Here is a 25,597-nt window from a genome sequence, read left to right on the forward strand (position 1 = left end):
AAGGCGGCGTGCTGCGCCGACGACAACCACCCGAGGACGCGCCGATGACCAACACGCGCACACCCGACACAACCGTCGCAGTACGCACACAGGACGGGCCGGAACAGCAGGCCGCCCCCTCCAGGTGGAAGTCCGTCGGCCGCCAGTTCGGCGTCGTCTGGAGCAACACCAAGGCCCGCGTCGGCATCTGCATCCTCGGCTTCTTCGTCCTGGTCGCGATCGCCGCCCCGCTCCTCGCCCCGTACGGCGCGAGCCAGAACGGCTTCGCCCGCAACGCCGACGCCAGCTGGGCGCACTGGATGGGCACGACCGCCGCCGGCGAGGACGTCCTCTCCCAGATCATCTACGGCGCCCGGGTCTCGGTGCTCGTCGGTGCGGTAGCGGGCTTCCTGTCCACGTTCGTCGCCGTCGCGATCGGCCTGAGCTGGGGCTACATCCGCGGCTGGGTCGCCGAGGTCATCGGGTTCGTCGTGAACCTGTTCCTCGTCATCCCGGGCCTGCCCCTGATGATCGTGATCGCGGCGTACCTCCAGAACGGCGGCATCGCGGTCATCATCGCGGTGATCGTCGTCACCGGCTGGGCATGGGGTGCACGCGTGCTCCGCTCCCAGACGCAGTCGCTCCGCAGCCGTGACTTCGTGACCGCCGCGCAGTTCTCCGGCGAGGGCGCGACCCGCATCGTGTTCCGCGAGATCCTGCCGAACATGACGAGCCTCATCGTCGGCAGCTTCTTCGGCGCCGCGACGAGCGCGATCCTCGCCGAGGCGGGCCTCGAGTTCCTCGGACTCGGCGACTCCTCGATCGTCAGCTGGGGCACGATCCTCTACTGGGCGCAGAACTCGAACGCGCTGCTCACCGGCCAGTGGGTCCTGCTGTTCGCCCCCGGTCTCTGCATCGCCCTCCTGGCGATGAGCCTCACCCTCATCAACTTCGGCGTCGACGCCGTGTCCAACCCGCGACTGCGCGAGGGCGCGCGCCGCAAGAAGGAGGCAGCAGCATGAGCGGCCAGACACCCGACGTGACCAGCGACGGCCTGGAGGCCCGTGGCGGCGCCGCCACGCGCCTCCCGTCCGACGCCACCCACGCCACGCAGGACGTCCTGCTCGACGTGCGCGACCTGTCGGTCGTCTACGAGTCGGCCGGCCAGACGGCCGTCCAGGCCGTCGACCACGTCTCGTTCAGCCTGCGCAAGGGCGAGTTCGTCGGCCTGGTCGGTGAGTCCGGCTCGGGCAAGTCGACCCTCGGCTACGCGCTCACCCGGCTGCAGAAGCCGCCGGCGCGCACGAACGGCGGCAGCATCGTCTTCGCCGGGAGCGACATCCGCGACCTCGACGCCGAGGCGCTGCGCCAGCAGCGGCAGGGCGGCTTCGCGATGGTGCTGCAGTCCGGCATGAACGCGCTCAACCCGGTGCGGACCGTCCGGAACCACTTCGGCGACGTCTTCAAGGCTCACGGCCACGTGCCGCGGGAGCGCTGGGACGCCCGGATGCGCGAACTCGTCGGCAAGGTGAAGCTGCCGGAGTCGATGCTCGCGCGCTACCCGGGGGAGCTCTCCGGCGGCATGCGCCAGCGCGTGTCGATCGCCCTCGCGCTGTCCCTCGAGCCGCAGCTCATGGTGTTCGACGAGCCGACCACGGCCCTCGACGTCCTCGTGCAGCACGCCGTGATGGACACCATCATCGAGCTGCAGCGGTCCGAGGGGTTCACCGCGGTCCTCATCAGCCACGACCTCGGCATCGTGCTCGAGGCGACCGAGCGCGTGCTCGTCATGCACGAGGGGCGGATCGTCGAGGACGGCCGCTCGCTCGAGGTCCTCCGCGACCCGCAGGACGACTACACGAAGATGCTCCTGTCGCACTACGCCGACCCGCGTGCGGAGGTCGTGAGCCTGCCGGGCTTCCCCGACCGCTCCCTGCGCGACCCGTCGGCCACGCGGCAGGAGACGACGTCGTCGTTCAGCACGGTCGGGTCGCGCGAGCGCTCCGCGGCGAAGAACCCGATCGTGGTCGAGCACCTCGTGAAGACCTACCCGGCACCCCGTCGCGGCGAGCAGCCCGTGCAGGCCGTGCGCGACGTCTCGTTCACGCTCGAGCCCGGGCAGTCGCTCGCCCTCGTCGGCCAGTCCGGCTCGGGCAAGTCGACGATCGCGAAGATGCTGACCGGCGTCGAGCAGCCCACCAGCGGCACGGTCCGGTTCGGCGACACCGACGTGGCGAAGCTCGGCAGGCGCGGCCTGAAGGACCTGCGTTCCGAGGTGCAGATGGTGTTCCAGGACCCGTACGCGGCGCTCAACCCGCTGCACACGGTCGAGTACACGCTGTCCCGGCCGATCGCGAACTACACCGGGCTCCGCGGCCGGGACGCCCGGCGCCGGATGCTCGAGATCCTCGAGACCGTGGGCCTGACGCCCGTCGAGCAGTTCGCGCAGAAGCTCCCGCACCAGCTCTCCGGCGGGCAGCGGCAGCGCGTGGTCATCGCCCGGGCGCTCGCGAGCGACCCGCAGGTGATCATCGCCGACGAGCCCGTCTCGATGCTCGACGTCACGCTGCGCGCCGGCGTGCTCGCGCTGCTCGAGGACCTGCGGGAGCAGTGGGGCGTCTCGCTCCTCTACATCACGCACGACCTGCTCAGCGCGCGCCTCATCACCGACGACGTCATGGTGCTGCACGACGGCGCCGTGGTCGAGCGCGGCCGCACGGCCGAGGTGCTGCAGCACCCGCAGGACGACTACACGGTCGCGCTGCTGGACGCGGTGCCGAACCCGCGGCGGACACTGCTCGCATGAGCACGCTCCACGAGTTCCCGTCCGTCCCGCCCTTCGGCCACCTGCCCACGCCCGAGGGGGTCGACGTCGTCGGCGTCGACCTCCCGGTCGGGCGGCTCACCGCCTACCGCGTGGTCCCGTCCGGGCCGTCGAAGGGCACGGTCCTGGTCGTCCCCGGGTACACCGGCTCGAAGGAGGACTGGCGCACCTTCATGCCGCTCCTCCGCGAGGCCGGCTGGACCGCGGTCGCGATCAGCCGCCGTGGCCAGGCCGACTCCGCCGCGCCCACCTCGCCCCGCGACTACTCGCTCGAGCAGGAGGCCGCCGACGTCGTCCGGGTCGCCGCACTGCTCGACGACGGCGCGCCCGTCCACCTGATCGGACACTCGCTCGGCGGCGTGATCGCCCGCGCGGCCGCCATCGCGTCGCCGCGGTCGTTCCGGAGCGTCGTGCAGTTCTGCTCCGGCCCGTACGGCTGGCCCTACCGCAAGGTCACCGAGCTGACGATCCTGCACGACACCGCCGGCGACCTCCGCACGCTGTTCGACGCCACGAACCCGCTGTGGGCCGGCCGTCCCGACGAGGAACTCCCCGACGACGTCCGCATGGTGCGCGACCGCTTCGACGCGACCAGCCCGCTGAGCGTCGTCGCCGGCGGCCACATCCTCGAGGACCACACCGACAGCTCCGCCGAGCTCCGCGCGACCGGGCTCCCGGTCCTCGTGGCGCACGGCGAGTGGGACGGCGCCTGGCCGATCCCGTGGCAGCGGCAGATGGCCGAGGACACCGGCGCACGCTACGAGGTCGTCCCCACGAGCTACCACGGACCCCACGTCGAGAACCCCACCGCGACCATCGCGCTGTTCGACGACTTCCTGTCGGCGCACTGACGCCGACGCACCGAGAGGACCCATCATCACCACGCTGCAGTTCCCCGACGGCTTCCTCTGGGGCGCCGCCACCGCCGCCCACCAGATCGAGGGCAACAACGTCAACAGCAACTGGTGGGTGCACGAGCACGAGCCCGACACCACCATCGTCGAACCCTCCGGCGACGCCGCGGACAGCTACCACCGCTACCGCGAGGACATCAGGATCGCCGCCGACCTCGGCCTGAACTCCTACCGGTTCAGCATCGAGTGGGCGCGCATCGAGCCCGAGCGCGGCCACGTCTCGCGTGCCGAGATCGACCACTACCGCCGCATGGTCGAGGCCTGCCACGAGGCCGGCATCGAACCGATCGTCACGCTCATGCACTTCACCGTCCCGCGCTGGTTCGAGCGCGACGGGTTCTGGCGCGCCGACGACGCCGCCGACCTCTTCGCCCGCTACACCGAGGCCGCGCTCCCCGTCGTGCAGGACGGCGTCCGCTACGTCTGCACGATCAACGAGCCGAACATCGCCGCGATGCTCGCCGGGGGCGAGGACGCCGCGAACCTGGTCGCGTACGGGCTCCCCAACCCGGACCTGCACGTGGCCGACCAGCTGCTCGCCTCGCACAAGCGCTCCCGCGAGGTCCTGTCGCAGGTCTCCGGCCTGCAGTCCGGCTGGACCATCGCGACGCAGGCGTTCCGCGCGAACGGTGAGCCCGGGTCCGAGCAGATGCTCCGCGAGTACGGGTACCCGCGCGACGACTGGTACCTCGAGCAGGCCGCCGGCGACGACTTCCTCGGCGTGCAGGCCTACACGCGCACGTTCATCGGCGCCTCCGGGCCGGTCCCGGTCGCGGAGGACGTCGAGACGACCCTGACCGGGTGGGAGTTCTACCCCGAGGCCTCGGCCGACGGACTCCGCAGCGCGTGGGAGCTCTCCGGCCACGTGCCGCTGATGATCACCGAGAACGGCATCGCCACCGCCGACGACTCCCGCCGGGTCGCCTACACCCAGGGCGCCCTCGAGGGGATCCACCGCTGCATCGAGGACGGCATCGAGGTCCTCGGCTACCAGCACTGGTCCCTGCTCGACAACTACGAGTGGGCCTCCGGCTACCGGCCGACCTTCGGGCTCGTGGCGTGGGACCGCGAGACCTTCGCGCGCACGCCGAAGGACTCGGCGCGCTGGTACGGGAAGGTCGCGCAGGCGAACGCGCTCGAGACGCGTCGCGACTGACGCGGCCCGCTGACGGACGGGCGCGCCCCGCTCGGCGGCGCGGGGGTCCGCCGAGCGGACCCGCTGACGGACGGGCGCGCCCCGCTCTGCGGCGACGCGGAGCGTTGCGCGGGGCGCGCCGACCGAGCCTGCGAGGGAGGACGGTGTCAGCTGGCACCGCGCCTCCCGTCCGGTCCCGGTCCCGGACCCGACCCCGCCCCCGATGGAGCAGTCGTCGTCGGGTCCGCCGGCGTGACCCGACGACGACTGCTCCATCGCGGGCCGTGTCGCGTTCCGCCCGTCGGCCCCGCGGGTCGCGAGCCGGGTGTCAGACGGCGGGGTCGTCGGTGGCGGGCCGGTCGTACCAGGCGAGCAGCGCCTCCTCGGCCCGGCGCGCACCGCGCTCGCGCGCGAGGTCGAGCGCCGTGCGGCCCTCGGCGTCCGGCACCGTGACGTCCGCGCCGCGTTCCAGGAGCGCCTCGATCGTGCCGCGTCGGTCGAACCACGCGGCGGCGTGCAGCGGGGCGAAACCCCAGCGGGGGTCGACCTCGTCGATGCCGGTCGGGTCGACGCCGAACCCGTCCAGCTCGAGCGACAGGCCCCCGACGTCACCGTGCCCGGCCGCACGGACCGCCGGCGCTGCCCACTCCAGCCAGCCGTCCGGCACCGGACCGTGCCAGCCGTGCGCCGGACGCTCCCCGAGGTCGGTCCACACCTGCTCGTGCACCGGCCGCACCGCGATCGCGACGTCCCGGAAGTGCACCGCGAGCTCGCCGGTGGGGGAGAGGAGCAGCCGGAGCTCCCAGACGTCGGCGTCGACGTGGGCGATCTCACCGCGCGAGACCTGCACGTCGCCCGCCAGGACGGCGAGCGGAGCGGTGTCGGCCGGTTCGAGCACGGCCCGCTCGAAGTCGAGCGTGACCTGCGCGTGGTTCCAGCGCCGCCACAGACCGTCCGGGGTGTCGAGGACCTCGTCGGTGCGGACCACCACGACCGCCCGGACCGACCGGGTCGGGGCGTCGTCGATGCCTGCCGTGTCCTGGGCGCCGGACGGGGTCTGCTGGTCGGTGTCGTGCCACGCGGCGATCCGGGCTTCGTTCCAGGTCACGGAGGCGAGGGCCGCGACCGATGGTGGGGCGTCGGTGACCAGGCGGGCGAGGTGTTCGGCGTAGCCCTCGACGTCCTCGAACGAGACGTACCCGACACCGGGCCAGCCCACTCGACTCCATCGCACGCTCCGACAATACCGGGGCGGGATGCGTCCGGACGGCGCTCCTCTGTGGACATACCGGACACAAGATATTAGAATTCTGGGATGGCAACCCGATCGACGCACCTTCGAGTCACCATCGTGACGCAGTACTACCCGCCGGAGATGCAGGGCTGGATCCCCGCCTCCGTTGCGCGCGGCCTCGCGGAGCGGGGTCACGACGTCACCGTGGTGACCGCGTTCCCCAACTACCCCTTCGGCCGGGTGTTCCCCGGTTGGAAGCAGCGGTTCCGGCACGCGGAGCGGGACGGGGCGGTCACCGTCCGTCGCGTGCCCATCGTGCCGGACCACTCGAGCAGCGCGCTCCGGCGCATGGTGAACTGCCTCAGCTTCGCCGCGTCCTCGCTCACGCGCACCCTCGACGCCCGGCATGCCGACGTCGTCTACGTGCACAGCGCACAGCCGACAGCCGCGATCGGCCCGATGCTGTGGCAGTTGCTGTTCCGCACGCCGTACGTCCTCCACGTACAGGACATCTGGCCCGAGTCCGTCACGGGGTCCGGATTCGTCCGGAGCGCGAGAGCCGCGAAGGCGGCACAGGTCGCGCTCCTCGCGTGGCTCCGCCGACTCCACCGGCGCGCCGCGCACGTCATCGCGATCGCTCCGGGCGCTGCTCGACTCCTGGTCGAGCGGGGGAGCAGGGACGCGGACACGTCCGTCGTGCTCAACTGGGCGATGCACCTCCCCGAGCCAGCAGCGCGTGACCGCGACGGAACGACGACGATCGTGTACGCCGGCAACCTCGGCCCGAACCAGGGTCTGGACCCGATCATCCGAGCCGCCGCGCGCTGCCGCGATCTGCACGACCTGCGCTTCGTCTTCGTCGGCGACGGGATGGCTGCCGACGACCTCAGAGCCACCGCGAGTGAGATCGGCGCGACGAACATCGACTTCCGACCAGCGGTCGCGAGAGAGGCGATGCCGGGCGTGCACGCGGGTGCGGACTTCGAGATCGTCTCGTTGGCGGTGGCACCGATGTCGCCGATGACCATCCCCTCCAAGCTCCAGGACGCGCTCGCCAACGGGGTGCCCGTGATCGCTGCGGTCTCCGGTGACGCGGCGGAGATCGTCCGCGAGGGCGCAGCCGGGTTCGTCGTCGACCCGTCGGACGTCGACGCGATCGAAGCCGCCTTCCGGGCAGCGCACTCGACCGTCGGAGCGGAACGCGACCGGATGGCCGCGAACGCTCGTCGCGTCGTCGAACAGCGGATGCACCCCGGTCCTGCGATCGACCGCATCGAGCAGATCCTGTCGGAGGCAGCCCGATGACCCGTCGTCGGCGGGAGCGCTCGTGGGCGCACCGGAAGCGGCTGCTCGACCAGATCGTCGCCGTCGCGCTCCTCGTCCTGCTCGCACCGCTGTTCATCGTCGTCGCCGTCGCCATCCGCTGCGAGGGGAGCGGACCGGTGATCTACCGACAGACACGACCCGGCCTCCACGGAGTCCCCTTCCAGATCGTGAAGTTCCGGACCATGCGCCCCGACGCCGAGCTCGAGCGGCTGGGAACGGACGGCGACCACCTGCGGATCACCCGGCTCGGGCGCCTGCTCCGCACCACGAGCATCGACGAGCTCCCGAACCTCGTGAACGTCGCCCGCGGCGAGATGAGCATCATCGGGCCGAGGCCGCTCCTGATGTCCTACCTGCCGCTCTACTCCGAGCGACAGGCCAGGCGGCACGAGGTCCGGCCGGGGATGACCGGACTCGCACAGGTCAACGGTCGCAACGACTCCGACTGGGACACCCGGTTCGACCTCGACGTGGCCTACGTCGACGGGTGCTCGTTCCGGCTCGATGTCCGCATCCTCGTGGCCACCGTCCGCACCGTCCTGACGGCACGCGGCGTGTCCGCGCCCGGGCACGCGACGATGGTGCGGTTCACGGGCGTCGATCCGGGGAACGAGCGCGTGAGCGTCTGACCCCGAGCACGACGAGACCCCGGCACGGACGACGTGCCGGGGTCTCGTCGTACCGGGTTCCCCGGCACAGATGACGTGTCGAGGTCTCGTCGTCCCGGGAGATCGCTCCCCCCCCCCCCGCACACCGACTGTGTCGAGGTCAGGCCGTCAGAGCCCGAGTGCCAGCTCGAAGACGTGGGGTGCCGGCCGGGCCGAGCGCCAGGCGTCGTAGGCATCGGCCGCGTCCGTCGCACGCCGTGTCAGGGACACCTCGTCCTCGCGGGCGAGCTGCTCGAGGACGTCTGCCCATCCGTCGTCGGGCACGACCTCCCCGCCGCCGGCCGCGACGCGTCCGGACCACGGCGTGGTGTCGGGGAGCAGGACCGGGCGCCCGACCGACATCGCCTCGACGATCGTGTGTCCGAAGTTCTCACCGGCCGTCGCGGTCACCATGGCGTGCGCGTCCTCGATCGAGGCGAGCACCTCGTCGTGCGTCCGCGTTCCCCGGAACTCGACGCGGACGTGGCCGGGCAGCGCGCGGGCGAGGGCCTCGCACTTCCGCCCGTACGCCTGATCGTCGACCGGGCCGACCACGACGAGACGCACCGGCACGGAGACCTCCGCGAGTGCCTCGAGCAGCAGGTGCGTCCGCTTCTTCGGACTGATCCGTCCCACCGTGACCAACTCGAGTCGACCGGCCACCCGGACCGGCGAGCGCCTCGCGACCGCGGGCAGCATCGTCTCGTTCTCCCGCACGACGACCACGGCGTCGTCACCCACCACCGCCCGGATGTTCGCCGCCTCGAGCTCGGTGGACGCGTGCCAGACGGTCCGACGGAACAGCCCCGCGTGACGGGCGAGGGTGAGGTACCGGTGCTTCTTCGCCTGCTGCAGCGCGAGCGCTCCCGGGTCGAACTCGCCACGGGGCGCGACGAGCAGCCGTCCGCCCCGTGGTGTCGCGCATCGCTCCAGGAGCGATGGGAGGATGCCGAACAACGGATCGAACACGCTGTTGGCGTAGGTGAGGTCGGGACGAGGACCACGCCTGATCGCCCGAGCGAGCCGCAGGGTGCCCGTCGGCCCGCCGGTGTCGAGGAAGTGGACGGTGCGGTGGGCGTCGCGGACCGGCGACCGAGGGACGTCGAGGCGCACACGCGCCTGGAGGTCGCGGTCACGGGTGAGCACCTCGACGTGCATCCGAGACGGTGCCGCACGCGTCAGGGCGTCGAGCGTGCGGATCGGTCCGCCGCCGGCGACAGCGGGCGGGAAGTACGGTGCCAGGACCCGGACGGCGGTCACCGGTCCGCCCCCCGCTCGGAGTGGCGTTCCACCGCGCGGGCGAGGGACGCACGCCACGCCCGTTCCGCCACCGCTCGGGCGTAGGTCCGCTCGACGTGTGCACGCGCGCGGCGTCCGCGCGCGTCGGCGTGCTCGCGGTCGCGGACACCGTCCGCGAGCGCTGCCGCGAAGGCAGCCTCGATCGTCGGTCCGAACGGCACGAGCGTGCCGACGTCCGAGGGGACCGCCTCGGTCGCTCCGCGGGTCGCGGTCGTGACGACGGGCAGGCCGGAGGCCATCGCCTCGATGAAGACCACGCCGAACCCTTCCTCTCGGGAAGCGAGGGCGAAGAGCGACGCGCTGCGCAGCAGCGTCGCGAGTTCCTCGTCCGAGGGTGAGCTCAGCACGTCGACGACGTCCCGGAGTCCGAGCTCGTCGATGAGCTCCAGGTCCGCGGTGGGCAAGGTGTGCCGACCGGCCAGCACCAGACGGTTCCGCAGGCCGTGCTCGTGTCGAGCGATCGCGTAGGCGCGCAGGAGCGTCCGGATGTCCTTCCGAGGGTCGTTCAGGCGACCGGCCATGACGACGGGGCCGTCCGCGGCGCGGCGCTCGGCTGGCCGGTGGACGTCCGTGTCGACCCCGAGCGGGAGGACCTCGACGATCTGACCGGTGCGCTCCCGCAGGACGTCCGCCATCGACGCGTTGACCGTGACGATGGTCCCGGCCAGGTCGAGGGCCCGCGCGTCGTACCGCGCCGTCGCGGCCGTGTTCGCGCGCAACAGCGCACCGCGGACTCCGCGTGTGACCGCGAGCCGAGCCGACCGTTCCTCCTCGACGAGGGATGCGACCTTCAGCACCCAGGGGATGCGCACGTCCCGCATGACGGATCCGATGGCCGGGGTCCCGGCGATCACGAGCGCGGCATCACACTCGTCGATGACCTCGGTCAGGACACGGCGTGGCCGGTACCGGTTCGACTCGAGCTCGGGAAGCACCGTCCCGACGTCCCAGACCTCGTGGCCACCGAACGTCCGTGATCGGGCCGTCGGGCCGCGGAGGAGCGAGGCCGGGCGCAGCGGAGAGGCGTGTTCCGGAGCGCCGCGGAACATGCGAGGGGACACGAACCGGACGGCCCACCGCTCGTCGTGGGGGACGTGGCATCCTCCGAACGCCGATGCCACGAAGTCCGCCACGGCGGCGAGGCCCCCGCCTCGAGCTTCAGGGGTGCGGTACTCGGGTACCACGATGGCGAGAGTGCGCAAGGGCGGCTCCTTCACGAGAGGCCCGGACCGGGCCGGGGACGAGGTGCTGACGAGGGGGCGACGAGCGTCGCGAGACTCCACCACCACGCGACGGCGCCGAGGACGGTGACGACAGCGGCAGCGGCGACGATCGCGTCGATGCCGTGCGACGCGGCGATGATCACCGCGGGCAGTCGCACCGCGGCCGTGGCGATCCTGACCGACACGATCCGACGACCGTTGCCGATCGCGCGGTGCGCGACCTCGGGGACGGCCGCGACCATCTGGAAGAACAGCTCGACGGCGGTGAGCAGGAGGACGGGCTCGACGGTCCTCCAGGTCGCACCGAGCAGTGCGCTGCCGAGGCGGTCGGGCGCGGACGCGAGGAGGACGAGGGCCGGCAGAGCGAGCCCCGACAGGACCGCGGTGTCGATCACGAACGGACGCAGACCGCATCCCGATCCGAGGTGCTGGACCGCCCGGGGGATGAGCACCGCGCGGGAGGCGGACAGCGCAACGGTCACCGGGCCCGCGAGCGTGCCGGCTCCGCGGAGCGCTGCGGCGACCGACAGGCCGCCGATCGCCGTCGCGATCCAGGTGACGAGCTGCACGACGCCGCTGCCGATCACCGTGTCGCTCGCGAAGGCGATCGACCGTGCGTGCGTCACCGGCGTCCTCGCCCACGACGGGACCACGTCCGAACGCGTCACAGCCGCAGCCGTGTACCCGATCAGCGCGCCGCCACCGGCCCAGAGGGCGAAGGCGGTGAGGCCGTCCCACGCGCCGAGGAGCGTCCCGACGAGGGCGATCACGCTCGCCGTGCACACGACCGTCTCGAGGACGACCGCCTGCCACGCTGCCCCGGTCGCGAGCAGGACCGCCCGGACGCACTCACGGAGCGTCAGGCCGTGCGCGACGACGGCTCCCGTGACCAGGTAGGCCGACCCGGTCGCCACGCCGGCGCCGAGCAGTACGACCGCCCCGACGAGCCCCATGACCGACGCCCGACCGAGCATCCTGGTCCCGCGGGGACGACGGTGCGCGTCCGCGACCAGGGGATCGGTCACGGCCGACTTGCTGAGCGCCGTCAGGAGGACCAGAGCGGCCACGGCGACGCCGAACCGACCGGTGTCGTCGACGGAGGACGTCCGCGCGACCGAGACCGCGACGAGCAACCCGGAGGCGCTCGCGAGCGCCGTCGCGGTGAGGGCGGCGACCGCACGACTCCGGATGACCCCGGGCAGGCGCCTCACGACTGCCGCACCGTCGACGTGGGAGTCACTCGCGTCGGGCGGTCCCCCCGGACGGGTGATCGCCGAGCCCACACCTGCAGCGCCACGAACACCGGAAGCGTCGCGACGAGCGCCTGCAGCGCGCCGATCGTCGAGTCGGGCGGTGTCCCGAACCACGAGAGCGGGCCGTTGAGAGCGAGCGTGAAGAGGACGAGGGCGTACGGACGCCGCGCGATGCCGGACCACGGCCGGAGCGTCATCACGAACGCCGCGTACCCGGCGTACAGGAGCACCACGGCGAAGGCTCCCCAGAAGAACCACACGGTCGCCACCGGGAGGAACGTGTACGACGAGAAGGGTGCGCCGCCGAGGTACTCGTTGATCAGGTTGCCGGACGAGAGCGCACCGCGGTCGGGGTCGAGGAACCGGGGCACGAGGCCGTACCGGACCACCTCGCCGAACCCGGGCTGGCCGAGCTCGTGACCGGGCCCCAGGTCGGCGGCGCGGCCGATCTGCTCGTCGAAGCGGAGCCGGTCGCTCGCCGTCACGTCGGTGCTCACGTCGATGCCGTTCGCGAGCCGCAGCTGGTTCCGCACGGCGAAGACGGTCGGCCAGACGACGGCGACGAGCCCGATCGAAGCGACGATCCACGACCGCGGCACGAGCTCGGTGAGGTACGCCAGGGCGGCCAGGAGCACCAGGAACGCGACCGCGCGCACCGTGATGGTGGTGACGGACGCGGAGACGACCTGTGTCAGCAGGAGCGCACCGATCCAGCGGAGGACGCCAGCTCGGCTCAGACCCCCCGTGTGCCGGGCCGTGATGAGCAGCGCCAGTGCGACCGCTGTCCACGAGGTGAAGGGCGTGAGGACGGCGGCAGCGCCGGAGGGGAGCTCCCCGTCGACCTGCGATCGCAGTGTCCCCGCACCCAGCACGACGGAGGCGAGGGTCGCGGCGATCGCGACGACGCTGACGATGCGCGCGAGCACGGCGAGACGCTCCGGGTGCCAGGCCGACACGGACGGGAGCCGGGGGGACGGGTTGCGCGGGGACGTCGCGGCCGGCCTGCCGGAGCGGCGTTCGGCGACCGCGATCGACGCGACCGCGGCCTCGACGGCGAACGCCCCGGCGATCGCGAGCGCCGACGTCCGGATGATGAAGTCGGTCTCCGGGTTGCCGTACCAGACCGCCGTCGGCAGGAAGAGCAGCACGTACGGAGCAGCGACGGCGAACGTCGTCGGGAAGCGCAGCGCGAGCTGACGACCGACGGATCGCGTGGCGTTCACGGTCGACGCCGGATGCCCAGGTTGGCGTGGTGCGCGTGCGCGGTGCCGAGGATGAACCCGACCACGCGGCGGGCCGTGTCCGGCACCGCGTACTCCGCCGGTGCCGACTGCCGTGTCGTGGCGGTGGCGCGAGCGAAGCGAACCGCTTCGGTCACCGACCGGGTGGCGACCCCGGCGGTCACCACCGAACCGGTGTCGATCGCCTCCGGACGCTCGATGCGCTCGCGGAGCGTGACCGCCGGGAACCCGAGCATGACGGACTCCTCGCTGATGGTGCCGGAGTCCGACAGCACCACGAACGCCGAGCGCTGCAGCGCGATGTAGTCGTGGAAACCGAAGGGCTCGTGCAGGATCACCCTCGGCCAACGGCTCGCGTCGATCCCGGTCAGGGACCTGCGCGTCCGCGGGTGGGTGGACACCAGGACCGGCAGGTCGTGCTCGTCCCCGACGGCCTGGACCGCATCGAGCAGTGCGATGAGTCGTTCCGGGTCGTCGACGTTCTCCTCGCGATGCGCGCTCACGAGGACGTAACCGTCCGGCTCGAGTGAGTACTGCTCGAGGGCGTCGCTCGCCGCGATGGACGCGCTGTGGGCGGCGAGTACCTCGCAGAGCGGTGACCCGGTCAACACGACGCGGGCGGGGTGGATCCCCTCCGACAGCAGGTTCCGTCGCGCGTGCTCGGTGTACACGAGGTTGTAGTCCGCGACGTGGTCGACCAGGCGCCGGTTCGTCTCCTCCGGGACGTTCTCGTCGAAGGACCGGTTGCCGGCCTCCATGTGGAACACCGGGATGCGCATGCGCTTCGCGATGATCGCGGCCAGTGCGCTGTTCGTGTCCCCGAGCACGAGCACGGCGTCGGGCCGCTCCGCCAGCAGGACCTGCTCGGTCTGGCGCAGGACGTCGCCGAGGACCGAGCCGAGCGAGGACGTGTCGATCGACAGCAGGTGGTCGGGCTGGCGCAGTCCGAGGTCCTCGAAGAAGACGTCGTTCAGCTGGCGGTCGTGGTTCTGCCCGGTGTGGACGAGGACGTGGTCGCACGTCCGTTCGAGCAGGTGGATGACCTCGGACAGCCGGATGAGCTCCGGCCGGGTGCCGACGACGGTCAGGACCTTCGTCCGGGGGCGGGTCGTGTTCGTGGTCATGCGGGGTCCTGGATCGTGTCGGGTCGGGCAGGGTCGAAGAGCTCGTTCGTCCAGAAGAGCGTCACGAGCGGTGTGTCGCCGGTGTTGGTGAGGGAGTGCGCCCACAGGGTCGGCATGTCGACGGCGACGGGTCGGTCTCCGCTCACCCGGATGGTCCGGCGTTCGTCGGTGAGCACGCGCCGGAGGGTGATGCGGGCCTCGCCCTGCACCACCACGAAGCGTTCGACCTTCCGACGGTGGAAGTGGTCGCCGCGGGTGACGCCCGGAGCAGTGGTCGACACACCGGTCTGCCCGGGACCGCCGTGTGCGCGGACGATCTCCGTGAAGGTGCCCCTGTGGTCGGTCGACGCTGTCAGGGGGTGCACCGGCTCGAGCACCGAGGCGTAGGAGCGGTACGTGTTGAAGAGGTCCCGTTCGAACGGGGAGTCCAGGGCGGGGATCTCGCCGCGGCGGTAGACCTCCGCCTGCGCCGTGATGCGTCGGGCCAGGTCGGGGACGGAGACGGTCGTTCCTCGACGGTCGAGTTCGGCCTGGTCGATCCAACCGGACAGGGCCTCGGCCACGTCCTGCGCGTGCACGAAGGTGCGGACGTCGTCGGAGTCGATGGTCGGTCGTTCGCCCCTCGCGATCCGGTGGCAGAAGGTCTGCGTGACGCCGTTGTGGTAGGGCGTCCCGTGCTCGCCGAAGACGTTCTGGATCACGAGGTCGACGAACTCGGCCTCCCACCGAGCTGCTGCCTCCGCCAGCACCGCCGCCGCACGGGACTTGCCCTCGGTGTAGGGGTTGGTGCCGCGCATGCCGCTGTTCGCGTAGACGAGGCGCCGCGGCCGGGCGCCTGCTGCGTCCAGGGCGGACACGAACCGACGAGCGAGTTCGACGTTGCCGTCACGGACGTCGTGGTCGGAGCCCCGGGAGATCCCGGCCACGTGGATCGCGGTGTCGACGGCACCGAGGCCCCGGACCGCTGCGGGACCGCTCGTCGTTCGCAGGTCGACGTCGATCCACGGCCGCCCTTCGGCGTGCAACACCGTCCGGAGGTGCCATCCGATCAGGCCGCCGCGCCCGCTGACGGCGATCACGCGGCGATCCTGACCAGGTCCCGCCCAGCACGCGCCAGCTCTGCGCGGACCTCGGGCAGGGAGAGCAGGAGATCCTCGACACCGCGCACGTCCAGGCGCTCGACGCTGTGCGAGTCGTAGGCGATCCGGTCGGTCTGGGCAGGGTCGCCCTCGTCGACGTACGCCGAGTAGTTCAGGTCGCGGACGTCCGCGGGGATGCGGAAGTAGTCACCCATGTCCTGCGCGCGGGCGAGTTCCTCGCGGCTGGCGAGCGCCTCGGAGAGCTTCTCTGCGTGTCGCGTCCCGATCACGCGGAACGGTTCGCCCGAGAGGCCGAACAGGTTGGCCAGCGCGCGTGCGAGGTCCCCGATCGTGCACGATGCGGCCTTCTTCACGAACAGGTCACCCTGGTTGGCGTGCACGAAGGCGTGCTCGACGAGGTCGACGCTGTCGTCCAGGGACATCATGAACCGGGTCATCTCGGGGTTCGTGACGGTGAGCTGCTGGCCGCGGCGGATCTGGTCGATGAAGAGCGGGATGACCGAGCCGCGCGAGTACATCACGTTGCCGTAGCGGACGCACGACACGATCGTTCCGGACTCGTTGTTGTTCAGACCGAAGGACAGCGCGACCTTCTCCATCAGCGCTTTGCTGATCCCCATCGCGTTGACCGGGTACACGGCCTTGTCGGTGCTCAGGCACACGACGGACTTCACGCCGGCCGCCTCGGCCTCTGCCACGACGTTCTGGCTGCCCAGCACGTTGGTGCGCACCGCCTCGAGCGGGAAGAACTCGCACGACGGCACCTGCTTCAGCGCAGCCGCGTGGAAGACGTGGTCGACACCACGGACCGCTCGACTGACGCTCTCCGGCTCACGCACGTCGCCGAGGTAGAAGCGAGCGCGCGGGTCGTTCAGCTCGTTCCGCAGCTGGTCCTGCTTGGCTTCGTCGCGGCTGAGGATCCGGACCTCGCCGACGCCCCGGGCGAGGAGACGCTTGGTGACGGTCTTGCCGAAGGAACCGGTGCCGCCGGTCACGAGGACACGGGAACCGACGAGGGAGGCGGTGTTGAAGGTCATGATGGTCCTGTCTTCACTGGATCGTTCTGGCTTGAGGTGGTTGGTGCGGCCGGCCTGGAGGCGCGACGCGCGTGACCGCATCGGCCTGCGGCGGTGAGGTGGTTGCGTCAGTCCGCGACACGCGTCCCACGGACCGGGCGGAGGTCTGCCCGGGTCAGGTCGGCCGGAGCGCCGAGGTAGCCGTAGCTGTAGCGCTGCTGCGGAGCCTTCGCCATCGTCACGGCGAGGCCGAGCGTGTGGGCGTCTGCGCGTTCCAGCACGGCCAGTGCGTCGCGGAGTTCGTGCGTGTGGGACCGCCGGGCCGCGGTGACGACGATCGCTCCGGAGCAGGCCGCGGCCAGGACCGCAGCATCCGTCACCGGGAGCAGCGGCGGCGTGTCGATGATGACGTAGTCGTTGTCGGCGGCGAGCGTTGCGAGTATCTCGGTCATGCCCGTCGAGGCGAGCAGGTCTGCGGGGTTCGGTGGCAGGGGTCCCGTGGGCAGGACGGTTCCGGTGTCCCCCCACGGGACCGCGACGTCATCGAGCTCGGCGCGGCCGATCAGGACGTCGGTCAGTCCGGCGTGGTTGTCGATGTCCAGGCGGTCGGCGACGGCCGGACGTCGGAGGTCGCAGTCGACGATCGCGACCCGGGCGCCGCCCTCCATGAGCGCAGCGGCCAGGTTCACCGTCGTCGTCGTCTTGCCCTCGCTGGCGTTCGCCGAGGTGATGACGAAGACGCGCCCGTTCTCGCTCCGGCCGAGGAACCGGAGGTTCGTGCGGAGGGCGCGGAAGGCCTCGGCGAACACTCCCCGGCGGTCGCCCTGGATGAACACCGGGGTCCGGTGCAGTCCGTTCCACCTCGGGATGACACCGAGGACAGGACGATCGGTCACGGACTCGACCTCGGAGCGACCGCGGATCTTCGTGTCGAGCAGCTCGCGCAGCATGGCGCCGATCACGCCGAGGGTCAGACCCCCGGCCACCCCGAGGAAGGCGCTCTTCGTGGTCTGTGGGGTCGCACGGTCCTCGGGCACGACGGCGGGTTGCACCGTCCGGATGGACACGGGGCTGGTCGATCCGGCGCTGGCCTGCTCGAGGTCGTCGGCGACGAGCGCCGTGAAGGTCGCACTGATCGCGTTCGCGATCTCCGCGGCGCGATCGGCCGAGGTGTCGTTGACCGTGAGGTTCAGCAGCACGGTGTCGTTGGGCGACGACGCCCGGACCCGCTGAGCCAGGTCCTGCGCGCTGAGGTCGAGACCGAGGTCGTCGATGGCGCGCTGGAGCACACGCGGGGTGGTGATGATGTCGGCGTACGACCGCACGCGCTGCTCGGCGGCGTTGCCACCCTGCACGATGTCGGTGGCCGATCCCTGCTCGGCAGCGGCAACGGTGACGTAGAGGCGCGCGGTTGCGTCGTAGGTCGGAGTGGTCAGTGCGAGCTGCAGGCAACTGGCGGTCACGCCGAGGGCGAGTCCGCTCAGCACGACCGGCCAGCGGCGGCGCAGCGCGTGGAGGATGTCGGGGAGATCCATGTGGTCCTGTCGTCGAGTTCGTACTCAAATCCTAGCACGTGAAATATGAAACGGGCAATGCCCGACGTGCTACGCGTACGACGAGGGCCAGCCGGTTGCCCGGTGGCCCTCGTGCGCGTGTGTGTGGGGTGTCAGTCGACGGTGTTGCCGGCGCCTTGGTCGTCGGTCTCGGGGGTGCCCGTCTTCACGTGGACTTCGTTGTTCGAGCCGAGGAGGAGGACGGAGTCGACGGTGTCGGCGGTGATGGTGTTGTTGCTGCCCTCGACGACGAGGGTGGTGGCCTTGCCGATGGTGATCGTGCTTCCGGCGGCGGTGACCGCGACGGCGGGGCACTCCTCGATCGAGCGGGTGGTGTGCTCGCCGCTGAGCACGGCTTGCTTGCCGTCGCATGCGTTGTCGTACGCGGTGGGCGCTCCCGGGTCGGAGGCGGGGGCGGTGGTTGAGGCAGTCGGGGTCGGTGTCTCGGCGGTGGCGTCGGTGTGCTGCGCGGAACACCCGGTGAGGAGCAGCGCGGCGACGGTGACGGTGAGGAGCGCGGTGGTGCTGCGTCGGATCGGCATGAGTGTCCTTCGTGAGTCGTGGAGGCGTGTGGGGGCCGGTGTGTGGGCGTGGGTCGGCGGCCGGTCGGAGCGGTGCTCCGGCCGGCCGCCGTGGGTCGGGGTGCTACTGGGTGATGGTGAGGGGGACGCGGACGGTGTCGACCTTGTCGCCGGCGTCCTCCTGGACGATGCGCACGTTGTACTTGGTGGGGAGTGCGCCCATGTTGCGGTTGATGGTCCACTTGCCGCGGGCGTTCGCGATCCCGGTGGTGGGGTTCGCCGGGTTGTCGCCCCAGACGTAGATCGTGACCTTCGTGCCCGGTGTCGCGGTGCCGGTGAAGGTCTGGATCCCGGCCGTGGCGGTGCTGTCAGCGGCGGGGCTGGTCACCGTCAGGTCGGCGGGAGCGCCGACCCAGCCGTAGGGTGCGATGCGGATGTTGTCGATCTGGTTGACCTTGCCCTGGGCTGCGGGTTCCTGACGGACCGCGATCCGGTCGTAGTTCACATTCGCGAGCCCGCGTCGGATCTCCCACTTCCCGGTCTTCTCGTCAGCCTTGGTCGTGATGTTGTAGGACTCCACGGCGGGGTTGTCGAGACCGAACGGGTTGAACACGATCGTCGCGCCTGGCGTTGCGGTGCCGGCGAAGACCTGGTCACCGGCGTTGAAGAAGTCGCCGTCCTTGAAGTTCGTCAGTTCCAGGTCGCCCGGCTGGCCGACGCCGTCGTAGGGGCGGAGGTTCCAGTTCGTCAGCTCGTTCGTCACGCCGGGCTGCGCGGTCTGCTTCACGGACACCAGCGGGTAGGTCGTGTCAGCGAGTCCGCGACGGATCTCCCAGTTGCCCCACTGGTCGACCGTGGTGGTCTGGTTGTAGGAGGGGTTGTTGAACCCGTGGACGTTGAACGTGATCGTCGCGCCGACGGTTCCGCGGCCGGTGAACAGCTGCTCGCCGGGCACGAAGGTGCCGTTCTTGACGTGGGAGCTGATCTGGACCGACTCCGCGGTGATCGGCGCGGTCGAAGATGCGGTGGTGTCGGTCACGAGGGCGCCCTTGGACTTCGCCGTGGCCACGAGCTCGACCGTGCCCGAGCCCAGGCCCGTCAGGTTCCTGGTGAAGGAGCCGTCATCGTTCGCGACGGTGAAGGTGTCGATCTGCTTCCCACCGGAGGTGATCGTGACCTGGGCGCCCTTCGAGGACTGCCCGGTCACGGTCAGCGCGCCACCGGTGAAGTTCGTCGGGGCGTCGATCGACACCGCGTCGCCGTAGTCGGCGTCGGTGGTGGTGGTCTGCGTGCCGTCGATGCCGGTCTGCTCGACCGTCAGGGTGTGCTTGCCGGCGCCGAGCGGGTCGATCGGCAGGGACCACTCGCCGTTGCTGCCCACCTTCGCGGTGCCGAGCGTCGTGGTGCCGTTCTTGACCGTGATCGTGGCGCCGTCGACACCGGTGCCGGACACGGTCGCCTTCTTGGTCACATCCGCGTCGAACGACACCGCCGCGGTCGGGTCGGCGACCGTGGACTTGCCCGGGTTGACCGTGAGCTCCGCAGTCGTGCGGTTGTAGCCCTTGCTGATGCCCTCGACCACCAGGTGGTACTCACGGTCCTCGAGGTCCCGGACCACCGCCCGGTAGGTGCTGCTGGTGCCGGCGACGGTCTGGGCGAGCACCTGGTCGGCGTGGCCCTTCTCGTAGACCTTCACCATCGAGCCGGACTGCGCGGCGCCGCGGACGGTGAGGAGGTCGCCCGGGTCGAGCTCGGCCTCGTCGGCCGGGGAGGTGATCGAGACCCCGGAGCCGTAGTCGAGCGACACGCTCTGCGGGGTGGCGTCCTCGCCGCGGATCGTCTGCGTGACGGTGAGGTCGTAGGTGCCGGGCATGTTCGGCGCGTTGACGGAGATCGAGTAGGTGCCGTCGTCGGCCGACGTGGTCATCGCGATGCGCTTCTCGCCGTGGTAGACGTTGATCGCCGTGTCCGGGGTCGCCGTGCCGCTGATCGTCGCGACCTCGTCGACCGCGGAGCCGAACGCGCCGGTCGCGACCAGCGGGGTCACCGGGAGGTCGACGGTGACATCGCTCTCTGCGATCACGTCGCCGCCGTCGTAGGCAGCGAGGTGGACCGTCGTCTCGCCGAGCGCGAGGTTGCGCAGCGCGGCGGGACCCCACTTGCCGTCGGTCACGTCCTGGTCGTCGACGACCTGCTTGCCGTCCTTGTTCGTGTAGGAGACCTCGACGGACGTGGCCTCGTCGGGTGCGATCCCGTCGACGAGCTTCGCCGTCCCGTTCTCAAGATCGACGTCGCCGACGGACGCTGAGAGCCCGAACGGGGACTCGACGAACTGGAAGTCCTTGGACGACGGCCGCTCCCAGCTCCACGACAGGTATGTCGTGTAGTAGGGGCTCATGTTCGACGTGAGGTACCGGCCTTTCTCGGTCCGCGGAAGGCCATTGTCGATCGTCCACTTGATCTCCTGGTACGGACCCGGCCTCTCGCAGGGCGTCGCGTGGGTGTCTCGCCTGTCATCGTATGCGGTGTCAGCGGAGAAGCACCGGTCGCCGGTCGCGAAGGTCCAGAACTGCCTCCCGTCGATGATGCCGGCGCGATGCGCGACGAACGTCGGAGTCGCCTGACGTGCGTCTGCAAGCGAGTCGAAGTGGACGACGTCCATGTTGCCGTACGAGGGAGGCTTCGGCGCTTTGTAGCCGTCGCCGTCACGAATGATGAGCTGGAACTCGGTGCCCTCCACGATCGTCCGGGACGCCTTGTCGCCGGCAGGTGCGGCCGTAGCCACTGGCCCGAAGCTCAGCCCGGTGGCGATGGTGGCTGCCGCGACGCCGGTCGCGGCCGCGGCTTTGAGGAATGACTTCATGAGAGGAGGGAATCCTTCAGGTCGGGCCGCGGAGACCGCGGCGGATGCTGTACGTCAAATATAACATACGCAATGTTCGCCCTGCATCGCACGAGCCCACCCACGACTTGACACGACGCGACTCAGGTCTAGACTTGAGTGCAGCGGACGCAACTCCGCGTAGGCTTCAGCAAGACCACGCACCCGATCGAAGGAGCACCAACACATGGGACGTGCAGTAGGCATCGACCTCGGAACCACCAACTCCGTCGTCTCCGTACTCGAAGGTGGCGAGCCCACCGTCATCGCCAACGCCGAGGGGCTCCGCACGACGCCCTCGATCGTGGCGTTCACGAAGGACGGCGAGGTGCTCGTCGGCGAGACCGCGAAGCGCCAGGCCGTGACGAACGTCGACCGCACCATCGCGAGCGTGAAGCGCCACATCGGTACCGACTGGAAGGTCGACATCGACGGCAAGAGCTACACGCCGCAGGAGATCTCGGCCCGCACCCTGGGCAAGCTCAAGCGCGACGCCGAGCAGTACCTCGGTGAGGACGTCACCGACGCGGTCATCACCGTCCCGGCGTACTTCAACGACGCCGAGCGCCAGGCCACGAAGGACGCCGGTGAGATCGCCGGCCTCAACGTCCTCCGCATCATCAACGAGCCGACCGCCGCGGCGCTGGCGTACGGCCTCGACAAGGGCAAGGAAGACGAGCTCATCCTGGTCTTCGACCTCGGTGGCGGCACGTTCGACGTCTCCCTGCTCGAGGTGGGCAAGGACGACGACTTCTCCACGATCCAGGTCCGCGCGACCTCGGGTGACAACCGCCTCGGCGGCGACGACTGGGACCAGCGCATCGTCGACCACCTCGTCAAGAAGTTCAAGGACGAGCACGGCGTGGACCTGTCGACCGACAAGATCGCGAAGCAGCGCCTCAAGGAAGCCGCCGAGCAGGCCAAGAAGGAGCTGTCGTCGCAGATGTCGGCGAACATCCAGCTCCCGTACCTGACGCTCACCGCCGACGGCCCCCTGAACCTCGACGAGACCATCTCCCGCGCGCAGTTCGAGCAGATGACCTCCGACCTGCTCGACCGCACGAAGAAGCCCTTCAACGACGTCATCAAGGAGGCGGGTGTCTCGGTCAACGACATCGCGCACGTGGTGCTCGTCGGCGGTTCGACCCGCATGCCGGCCGTGGCCGAGGTCGTCAAGTCGCTGACCGGCGGCAAGTCCCCGAACCAGGGCGTCAACCCGGACGAGGTCGTCGCCGTGGGCGCCGCGCTGCAGGCCGGTGTCCTCAAGGGCGAGCGCAAGGACGTCCTGCTCATCGACGTCACGCCGCTGTCGCTCGGCATCGAGACCAAGGGCGGCCTGATGACGAAGCTCATCGACCGCAACACCGCGATCCCGACCAAGCGGAGCGAGACCTTCACGACCGCCGACGACAACCAGCCGTCGGTCGCGATCCAGGTCTTCCAGGGCGAGCGTGAGTTCACCCGTGACAACAAGCCGCTCGGCACGTTCGAGCTGACCGGCATCGCCCCGGCTCCCCGTGGTGTCCCGCAGGTCGAGGTCACGTTCGACATCGACGCCAACGGCATCGTGCACGTGTCCGCGAAGGACAAGGGCACCGGCAAGGAGCAGTCGATGGTCATCTCCGGCGGCTCGTCGCTGCCGAAGGAGGACATCGAGCGCATGGTCCGCGAGGCCGAGGAGCACGCCGCCGAGGACAAGGCCCGCCGCGAGGCCAACGAGCGTCGCAACCAGGCCGAGCAGCTCGTCTACTCGATCGAGAAGCTCATCAAGGAGAACGACGACAAGCTCCCCGCGGACGTCAAGTCCGAGGTCCAGGGTGACGTCGACGCGCTGAAGTCCGCCCTCGCGGGTGAGGACGACGACGCGGTCAAGGCCGCCTACGACAAGCTCAACGAGTCGCAGGGCAAGCTCGGCCAGGCGATCTACAGCCAGCAGGACGCGGGTGCCGCGGCCGGTGGCGAGCAGGCCACGGGTGACCAGGCGCAGCAGGACGACGAGGACATCGTCGATGCCGAGGTCGTGGACGACGAGGACGACAAGGACAAGAAGTAACGATGACGGACCGCAAGGACAACGTGCCGAACGAGTCTGTTCCTGAAGACCCGGCGCCCCAGGTCGAGGGCGACGCCACCAACGCACAGGAGCCCGAGGACCTCATCGAGGCGGAGGGACCGGACGTGGAACTCCCCACGGACGGCCCCGCCGCCGGCGGCCCCGACGCCGACGTGACGGACGACCTCTCGCCCGAGGACAAGGCCCTGCTCGACGACGCTGCGCGCGGCATCGCCGAGGACAAGCTGTCCCAGGACGACCGTGACCTCGTCGCCGACATGCGCGCGGACATGCTCCGAGCACAGGCCGAGCTGGTGAACTTCCGGAAGCGCGTCGAGCGTGACCGCGAGGCCAACCGCGACGCCGTCATCGCCGAGGTCGTCCGGGCGCTGCTCCCGGCGCTCGACGACCTGACCCGCGCGGAGGCCCACGGCGACCTCGCGGACGGTCCGATGCAGGTCATCGGCCAGAAGATCCGCGGCGGCTTCGAGAAGTTCAAGCTCGTGCAGATCGGCGAGAAGGGCGAGACCTTCGACCCGAACGTGCACGAAGCGATCGTCCAGCTGCCCACGCCGGGTGCCACCGACCAGACCGTCGCGGACGTCGTGGAGCCGGGCTACAAGCTCGGCGACCGCGTCCTCCGTGCGGCCAAGGTCGCCGTGGCGGTCCCGGCCTGAGACCCGGGAGGAGGTAGGGATTCATGGCCAGTCAGGACTGGTTCGACAAGGACTTCTACAAGGTCCTCGGCGTCGACAAGACGGCGAGCGACGCTGAGCTGAAGAAGACCTACCGGAAGCTCGCGCGGCAGTACCACCCGGACTCCAACCCGGGCGACGCCGCCGCCGAGTCCCGCTTCAAGGAGATCAGCGAGGCCTACTCGGTGCTCTCCGACAAGGAACAGCGCGCCGAGTACGACCAGGTCCGCGCCATGGGCTCGGGCGCCCGCTTCACCGCGGGTGGCCCGGGCCAGGGCGGCGGGTTCGAGGACGTCTTCGGCGGCATGTTCGGCCAGCAGGGTGGGCAGCGCGTCCGCTTCGGCCAGCAGGGCGGACGCGGTGGCGCCGGCGGGTTCGAGGACATCCTCGGCGGCATGTTCGGCGGGGGCGGCTTCGGCCAGAACTCCGGCGGCTACCGCGGCTTCGGCGGCCCGACCAAGGGCCGGGACGTCACGGCGTCCACGACGCTCGACTTCGCCACCGCGATCGCCGGCGACACGGTGAAGCTGTCGCAGGGCAACGGACGGCCGGTCAACGTCCGGATCCCGGCGGGCGTCGCGGACGGTCAGAAGATCCGACTGCGCGGGCGCGGGGAACCGTCGCCCGACGGCGGTGAGGCCGGTGACCTCGTGGTCGCGGTGAGCGTCCGGAAGCACCCGGTCTTCGAGCGCGACGGGCTCAACCTCCGTGTGGACGTGCCGGTGACGTTCGTCGAGGCGGCGCTCGGCGCGACGATCCAGGTCCCGACGCTCGGCGGCGAGCCCGTCAAGCTGAAGGTCGCGCCCGGCACCCCGTCGGGCCGCGTCCTGCGCGTCAAGGGGCGCGGCGTCACGACCAAGAACGGCACGGGCGACCTGCTCGCGACCGTGCAGGTCGCGGTGCCGTCGCACCTGTCCGACAAGCAGCGCGAGGCCGTCGAGGCCCTCGCTGCGACCCTGCCGGACGAGGACCCCCGCGAGGACCTCCTCGCGAAGGCGCGCGGCTAGCACGAACCGTGCGCGCCACGGGCGCGCGCGACACAGCACGACCCGGCCAGGAGGCGCGGCGCGGCTCCGTCAGGAACCCGCACCGCGCCTCCAGGCTGGGAACCGGACCACGCGGACGACGGAAGGGGCGATCGATGACCGACATGGACGAGAACTCGCCCGTCTTCGCGATCGCGACGGCGGCCGAGCTCGCCGAGATGCACCCGCAGACGCTGCGGCAGTACGACCGGCTCGGCCTCGTCGTGCCCGGCAGGACCCGCGGTGGGTCGCGGCGGTACTCCATGCGCGACATCGCCCAGCTGCGGGAGATCGCCCGGCTCGGATCCGAGGGGGTGTCGCTCGAGGGCATCCGGCGGGTGCTCGACCTCGAGAACGAGAACCGCGCCCTGCGTGAGCGCGTGCGGGAACTCGAGACCGCCCTCGCCGACCAGCTCATCAACCGGCCCGGCGCCCGCGTGTTCGCGGCGACGACGACCGGCGCGGCGATCTCGCTCAAGGCCGGGTCCCGTCCGCAGCGGAACACGCAGATCGTCCTCTGGCGACCGCCGCGCCCCTGACCGGCGCTCGGTCGG

At 70.8% G+C, this 25,597-nt stretch carries 21 protein-coding genes; 10 read left to right on the forward strand and 11 right to left on the reverse strand.

Annotated elements, in window-relative coordinates:
• Nucleotides 1-44: 44 nt before the first annotated feature.
• From QOL15_RS02860 to QOL15_RS02875, 4 genes are read left to right on the forward strand one after another with little or no spacing between them, the layout of a single operon-like run.
• Entirely contained in the window at nucleotides 45-1,001 is a 957-nt protein-coding gene (locus tag QOL15_RS02860) for an ABC transporter permease (protein ID WP_071248992.1), read from the forward strand.
• Entirely contained in the window at nucleotides 998-2,785 is a 1,788-nt protein-coding gene (locus tag QOL15_RS02865) for an ABC transporter ATP-binding protein (RefSeq protein WP_083394093.1), read from the forward strand. The genes QOL15_RS02860 and QOL15_RS02865 overlap by 4 nt, the downstream gene beginning before the upstream one ends.
• The gene (locus tag QOL15_RS02870; protein ID WP_071248989.1) at nucleotides 2,782-3,654 is read left to right on the forward strand and encodes an alpha/beta fold hydrolase; all 873 of its coding nucleotides are present in this window, start codon (nucleotides 2,782-2,784) and stop codon (nucleotides 3,652-3,654) included. Before QOL15_RS02865 ends, QOL15_RS02870 begins: the two co-directional genes overlap by 4 nt.
• Before the next feature lie 22 nt (nucleotides 3,655-3,676).
• On the forward strand, nucleotides 3,677-4,873 hold the full coding sequence (locus QOL15_RS02875; protein WP_139197565.1) for a family 1 glycosylhydrolase: 1,197 nt from the start codon (nucleotides 3,677-3,679) through the stop codon (nucleotides 4,871-4,873).
• A 307-nt stretch (nucleotides 4,874-5,180) separates the two neighbouring features.
• Here QOL15_RS02875 and QOL15_RS02880 read toward each other — a convergent pair whose 3' ends face one another.
• Nucleotides 5,181-6,086, reverse strand: coding sequence for an ankyrin repeat domain-containing protein (locus QOL15_RS02880; protein ID WP_139197564.1), 906 nt, complete (start codon nucleotides 6,084-6,086; stop codon nucleotides 5,181-5,183).
• An 81-nt stretch (nucleotides 6,087-6,167) separates the two neighbouring features.
• Between QOL15_RS02880 and QOL15_RS02885 the strand changes: the two genes are divergently transcribed.
• The gene (locus tag QOL15_RS02885) at nucleotides 6,168-7,391 is read left to right on the forward strand and encodes a glycosyltransferase family 4 protein (RefSeq protein ID WP_071248985.1); all 1,224 of its coding nucleotides are present in this window, start codon (nucleotides 6,168-6,170) and stop codon (nucleotides 7,389-7,391) included.
• Nucleotides 7,388-8,041: a sugar transferase gene (locus QOL15_RS02890; RefSeq protein ID WP_071248983.1), complete on the forward strand. Its 654-nt coding sequence runs from the start codon at nucleotides 7,388-7,390 to the stop codon at nucleotides 8,039-8,041. The genes QOL15_RS02885 and QOL15_RS02890 overlap by 4 nt, the downstream gene beginning before the upstream one ends.
• Nucleotides 8,042-8,188: 147 nt before the next feature.
• On the opposite strand, the gene QOL15_RS02895 is transcribed toward QOL15_RS02890, so the two are convergent.
• From QOL15_RS02895 to QOL15_RS02940, 10 genes are all read right to left on the reverse strand, one after another.
• The gene (locus QOL15_RS02895; protein WP_071248981.1) at nucleotides 8,189-9,319 is read right to left on the reverse strand and encodes a glycosyltransferase; all 1,131 of its coding nucleotides are present in this window, start codon (nucleotides 9,317-9,319) and stop codon (nucleotides 8,189-8,191) included.
• Entirely contained in the window at nucleotides 9,316-10,560 is a 1,245-nt protein-coding gene (locus QOL15_RS02900; protein WP_139266367.1) for a glycosyltransferase family 4 protein, read from the reverse strand. The genes QOL15_RS02895 and QOL15_RS02900 overlap by 4 nt, the downstream gene beginning before the upstream one ends.
• An 11-nt stretch (nucleotides 10,561-10,571) precedes the next feature.
• The gene (locus tag QOL15_RS02905) at nucleotides 10,572-11,792 is read right to left on the reverse strand and encodes a hypothetical protein (protein WP_175473860.1); all 1,221 of its coding nucleotides are present in this window, start codon (nucleotides 11,790-11,792) and stop codon (nucleotides 10,572-10,574) included.
• Entirely contained in the window at nucleotides 11,789-13,057 is a 1,269-nt protein-coding gene (locus QOL15_RS02910) for a hypothetical protein (RefSeq protein WP_071248976.1), read from the reverse strand. Before QOL15_RS02910 ends, QOL15_RS02905 begins: the two co-directional genes overlap by 4 nt.
• The gene (wecB, locus tag QOL15_RS02915; protein ID WP_071248975.1) at nucleotides 13,054-14,199 is read right to left on the reverse strand and encodes a non-hydrolyzing UDP-N-acetylglucosamine 2-epimerase; all 1,146 of its coding nucleotides are present in this window, start codon (nucleotides 14,197-14,199) and stop codon (nucleotides 13,054-13,056) included. Before wecB ends, QOL15_RS02910 begins: the two co-directional genes overlap by 4 nt.
• Nucleotides 14,196-15,278 (reverse strand): NAD-dependent epimerase/dehydratase family protein, encoded by a 1,083-nt coding sequence (locus tag QOL15_RS02920; protein ID WP_071248973.1) that lies wholly within the window; start codon nucleotides 15,276-15,278, stop codon nucleotides 14,196-14,198. Before QOL15_RS02920 ends, wecB begins: the two co-directional genes overlap by 4 nt.
• The gene (locus QOL15_RS02925; RefSeq protein WP_071248971.1) at nucleotides 15,275-16,336 is read right to left on the reverse strand and encodes an SDR family NAD(P)-dependent oxidoreductase; all 1,062 of its coding nucleotides are present in this window, start codon (nucleotides 16,334-16,336) and stop codon (nucleotides 15,275-15,277) included. Before QOL15_RS02925 ends, QOL15_RS02920 begins: the two co-directional genes overlap by 4 nt.
• 107 nt (nucleotides 16,337-16,443) lie before the next feature.
• Nucleotides 16,444-17,850 (reverse strand): polysaccharide biosynthesis tyrosine autokinase, encoded by a 1,407-nt coding sequence (locus QOL15_RS02930; RefSeq protein WP_071248969.1) that lies wholly within the window; start codon nucleotides 17,848-17,850, stop codon nucleotides 16,444-16,446.
• A 131-nt stretch (nucleotides 17,851-17,981) separates the two neighbouring features.
• Nucleotides 17,982-18,410, reverse strand: coding sequence for a DUF3060 domain-containing protein (locus tag QOL15_RS02935; RefSeq protein ID WP_071248967.1), 429 nt, complete (start codon nucleotides 18,408-18,410; stop codon nucleotides 17,982-17,984).
• Between the two features lie 103 nt (nucleotides 18,411-18,513).
• Nucleotides 18,514-21,252: an Ig-like domain-containing protein gene (locus tag QOL15_RS02940; protein WP_071248965.1), complete on the reverse strand. Its 2,739-nt coding sequence runs from the start codon at nucleotides 21,250-21,252 to the stop codon at nucleotides 18,514-18,516.
• Nucleotides 21,253-21,457: 205 nt separating this feature from the next.
• Between QOL15_RS02940 and dnaK the strand changes: the two genes are divergently transcribed.
• The 4 genes from dnaK to QOL15_RS02960 all read left to right on the forward strand — a co-directional run bounded on the left by dnaK (nucleotide 21,458) and on the right by QOL15_RS02960 (nucleotide 25,582).
• Nucleotides 21,458-23,323: a molecular chaperone DnaK gene (dnaK, locus tag QOL15_RS02945; protein WP_071248963.1), complete on the forward strand. Its 1,866-nt coding sequence runs from the start codon at nucleotides 21,458-21,460 to the stop codon at nucleotides 23,321-23,323.
• Between the two features lie 2 nt (nucleotides 23,324-23,325).
• Entirely contained in the window at nucleotides 23,326-24,000 is a 675-nt protein-coding gene (locus QOL15_RS02950) for a nucleotide exchange factor GrpE (RefSeq protein WP_071248961.1), read from the forward strand.
• 23 nt (nucleotides 24,001-24,023) lie between these two features.
• Nucleotides 24,024-25,025 carry a DnaJ C-terminal domain-containing protein gene (locus QOL15_RS02955; protein ID WP_065964182.1) on the forward strand — a complete coding sequence of 334 codons (1,002 nt, stop codon included), beginning with the start codon at nucleotides 24,024-24,026 and terminating at the stop codon, nucleotides 25,023-25,025.
• Between the two features lie 143 nt (nucleotides 25,026-25,168).
• Nucleotides 25,169-25,582: a heat shock protein transcriptional repressor HspR gene (locus tag QOL15_RS02960; RefSeq protein ID WP_065964189.1), complete on the forward strand. Its 414-nt coding sequence runs from the start codon at nucleotides 25,169-25,171 to the stop codon at nucleotides 25,580-25,582.
• Nucleotides 25,583-25,597 lie beyond the last annotated feature (15 nt).

This window comes from Curtobacterium sp. MCBA15_012 (assembly GCF_001864935.2).
Taxonomy (GTDB): Bacteria; Actinomycetota; Actinomycetes; order Actinomycetales; family Microbacteriaceae; genus Curtobacterium.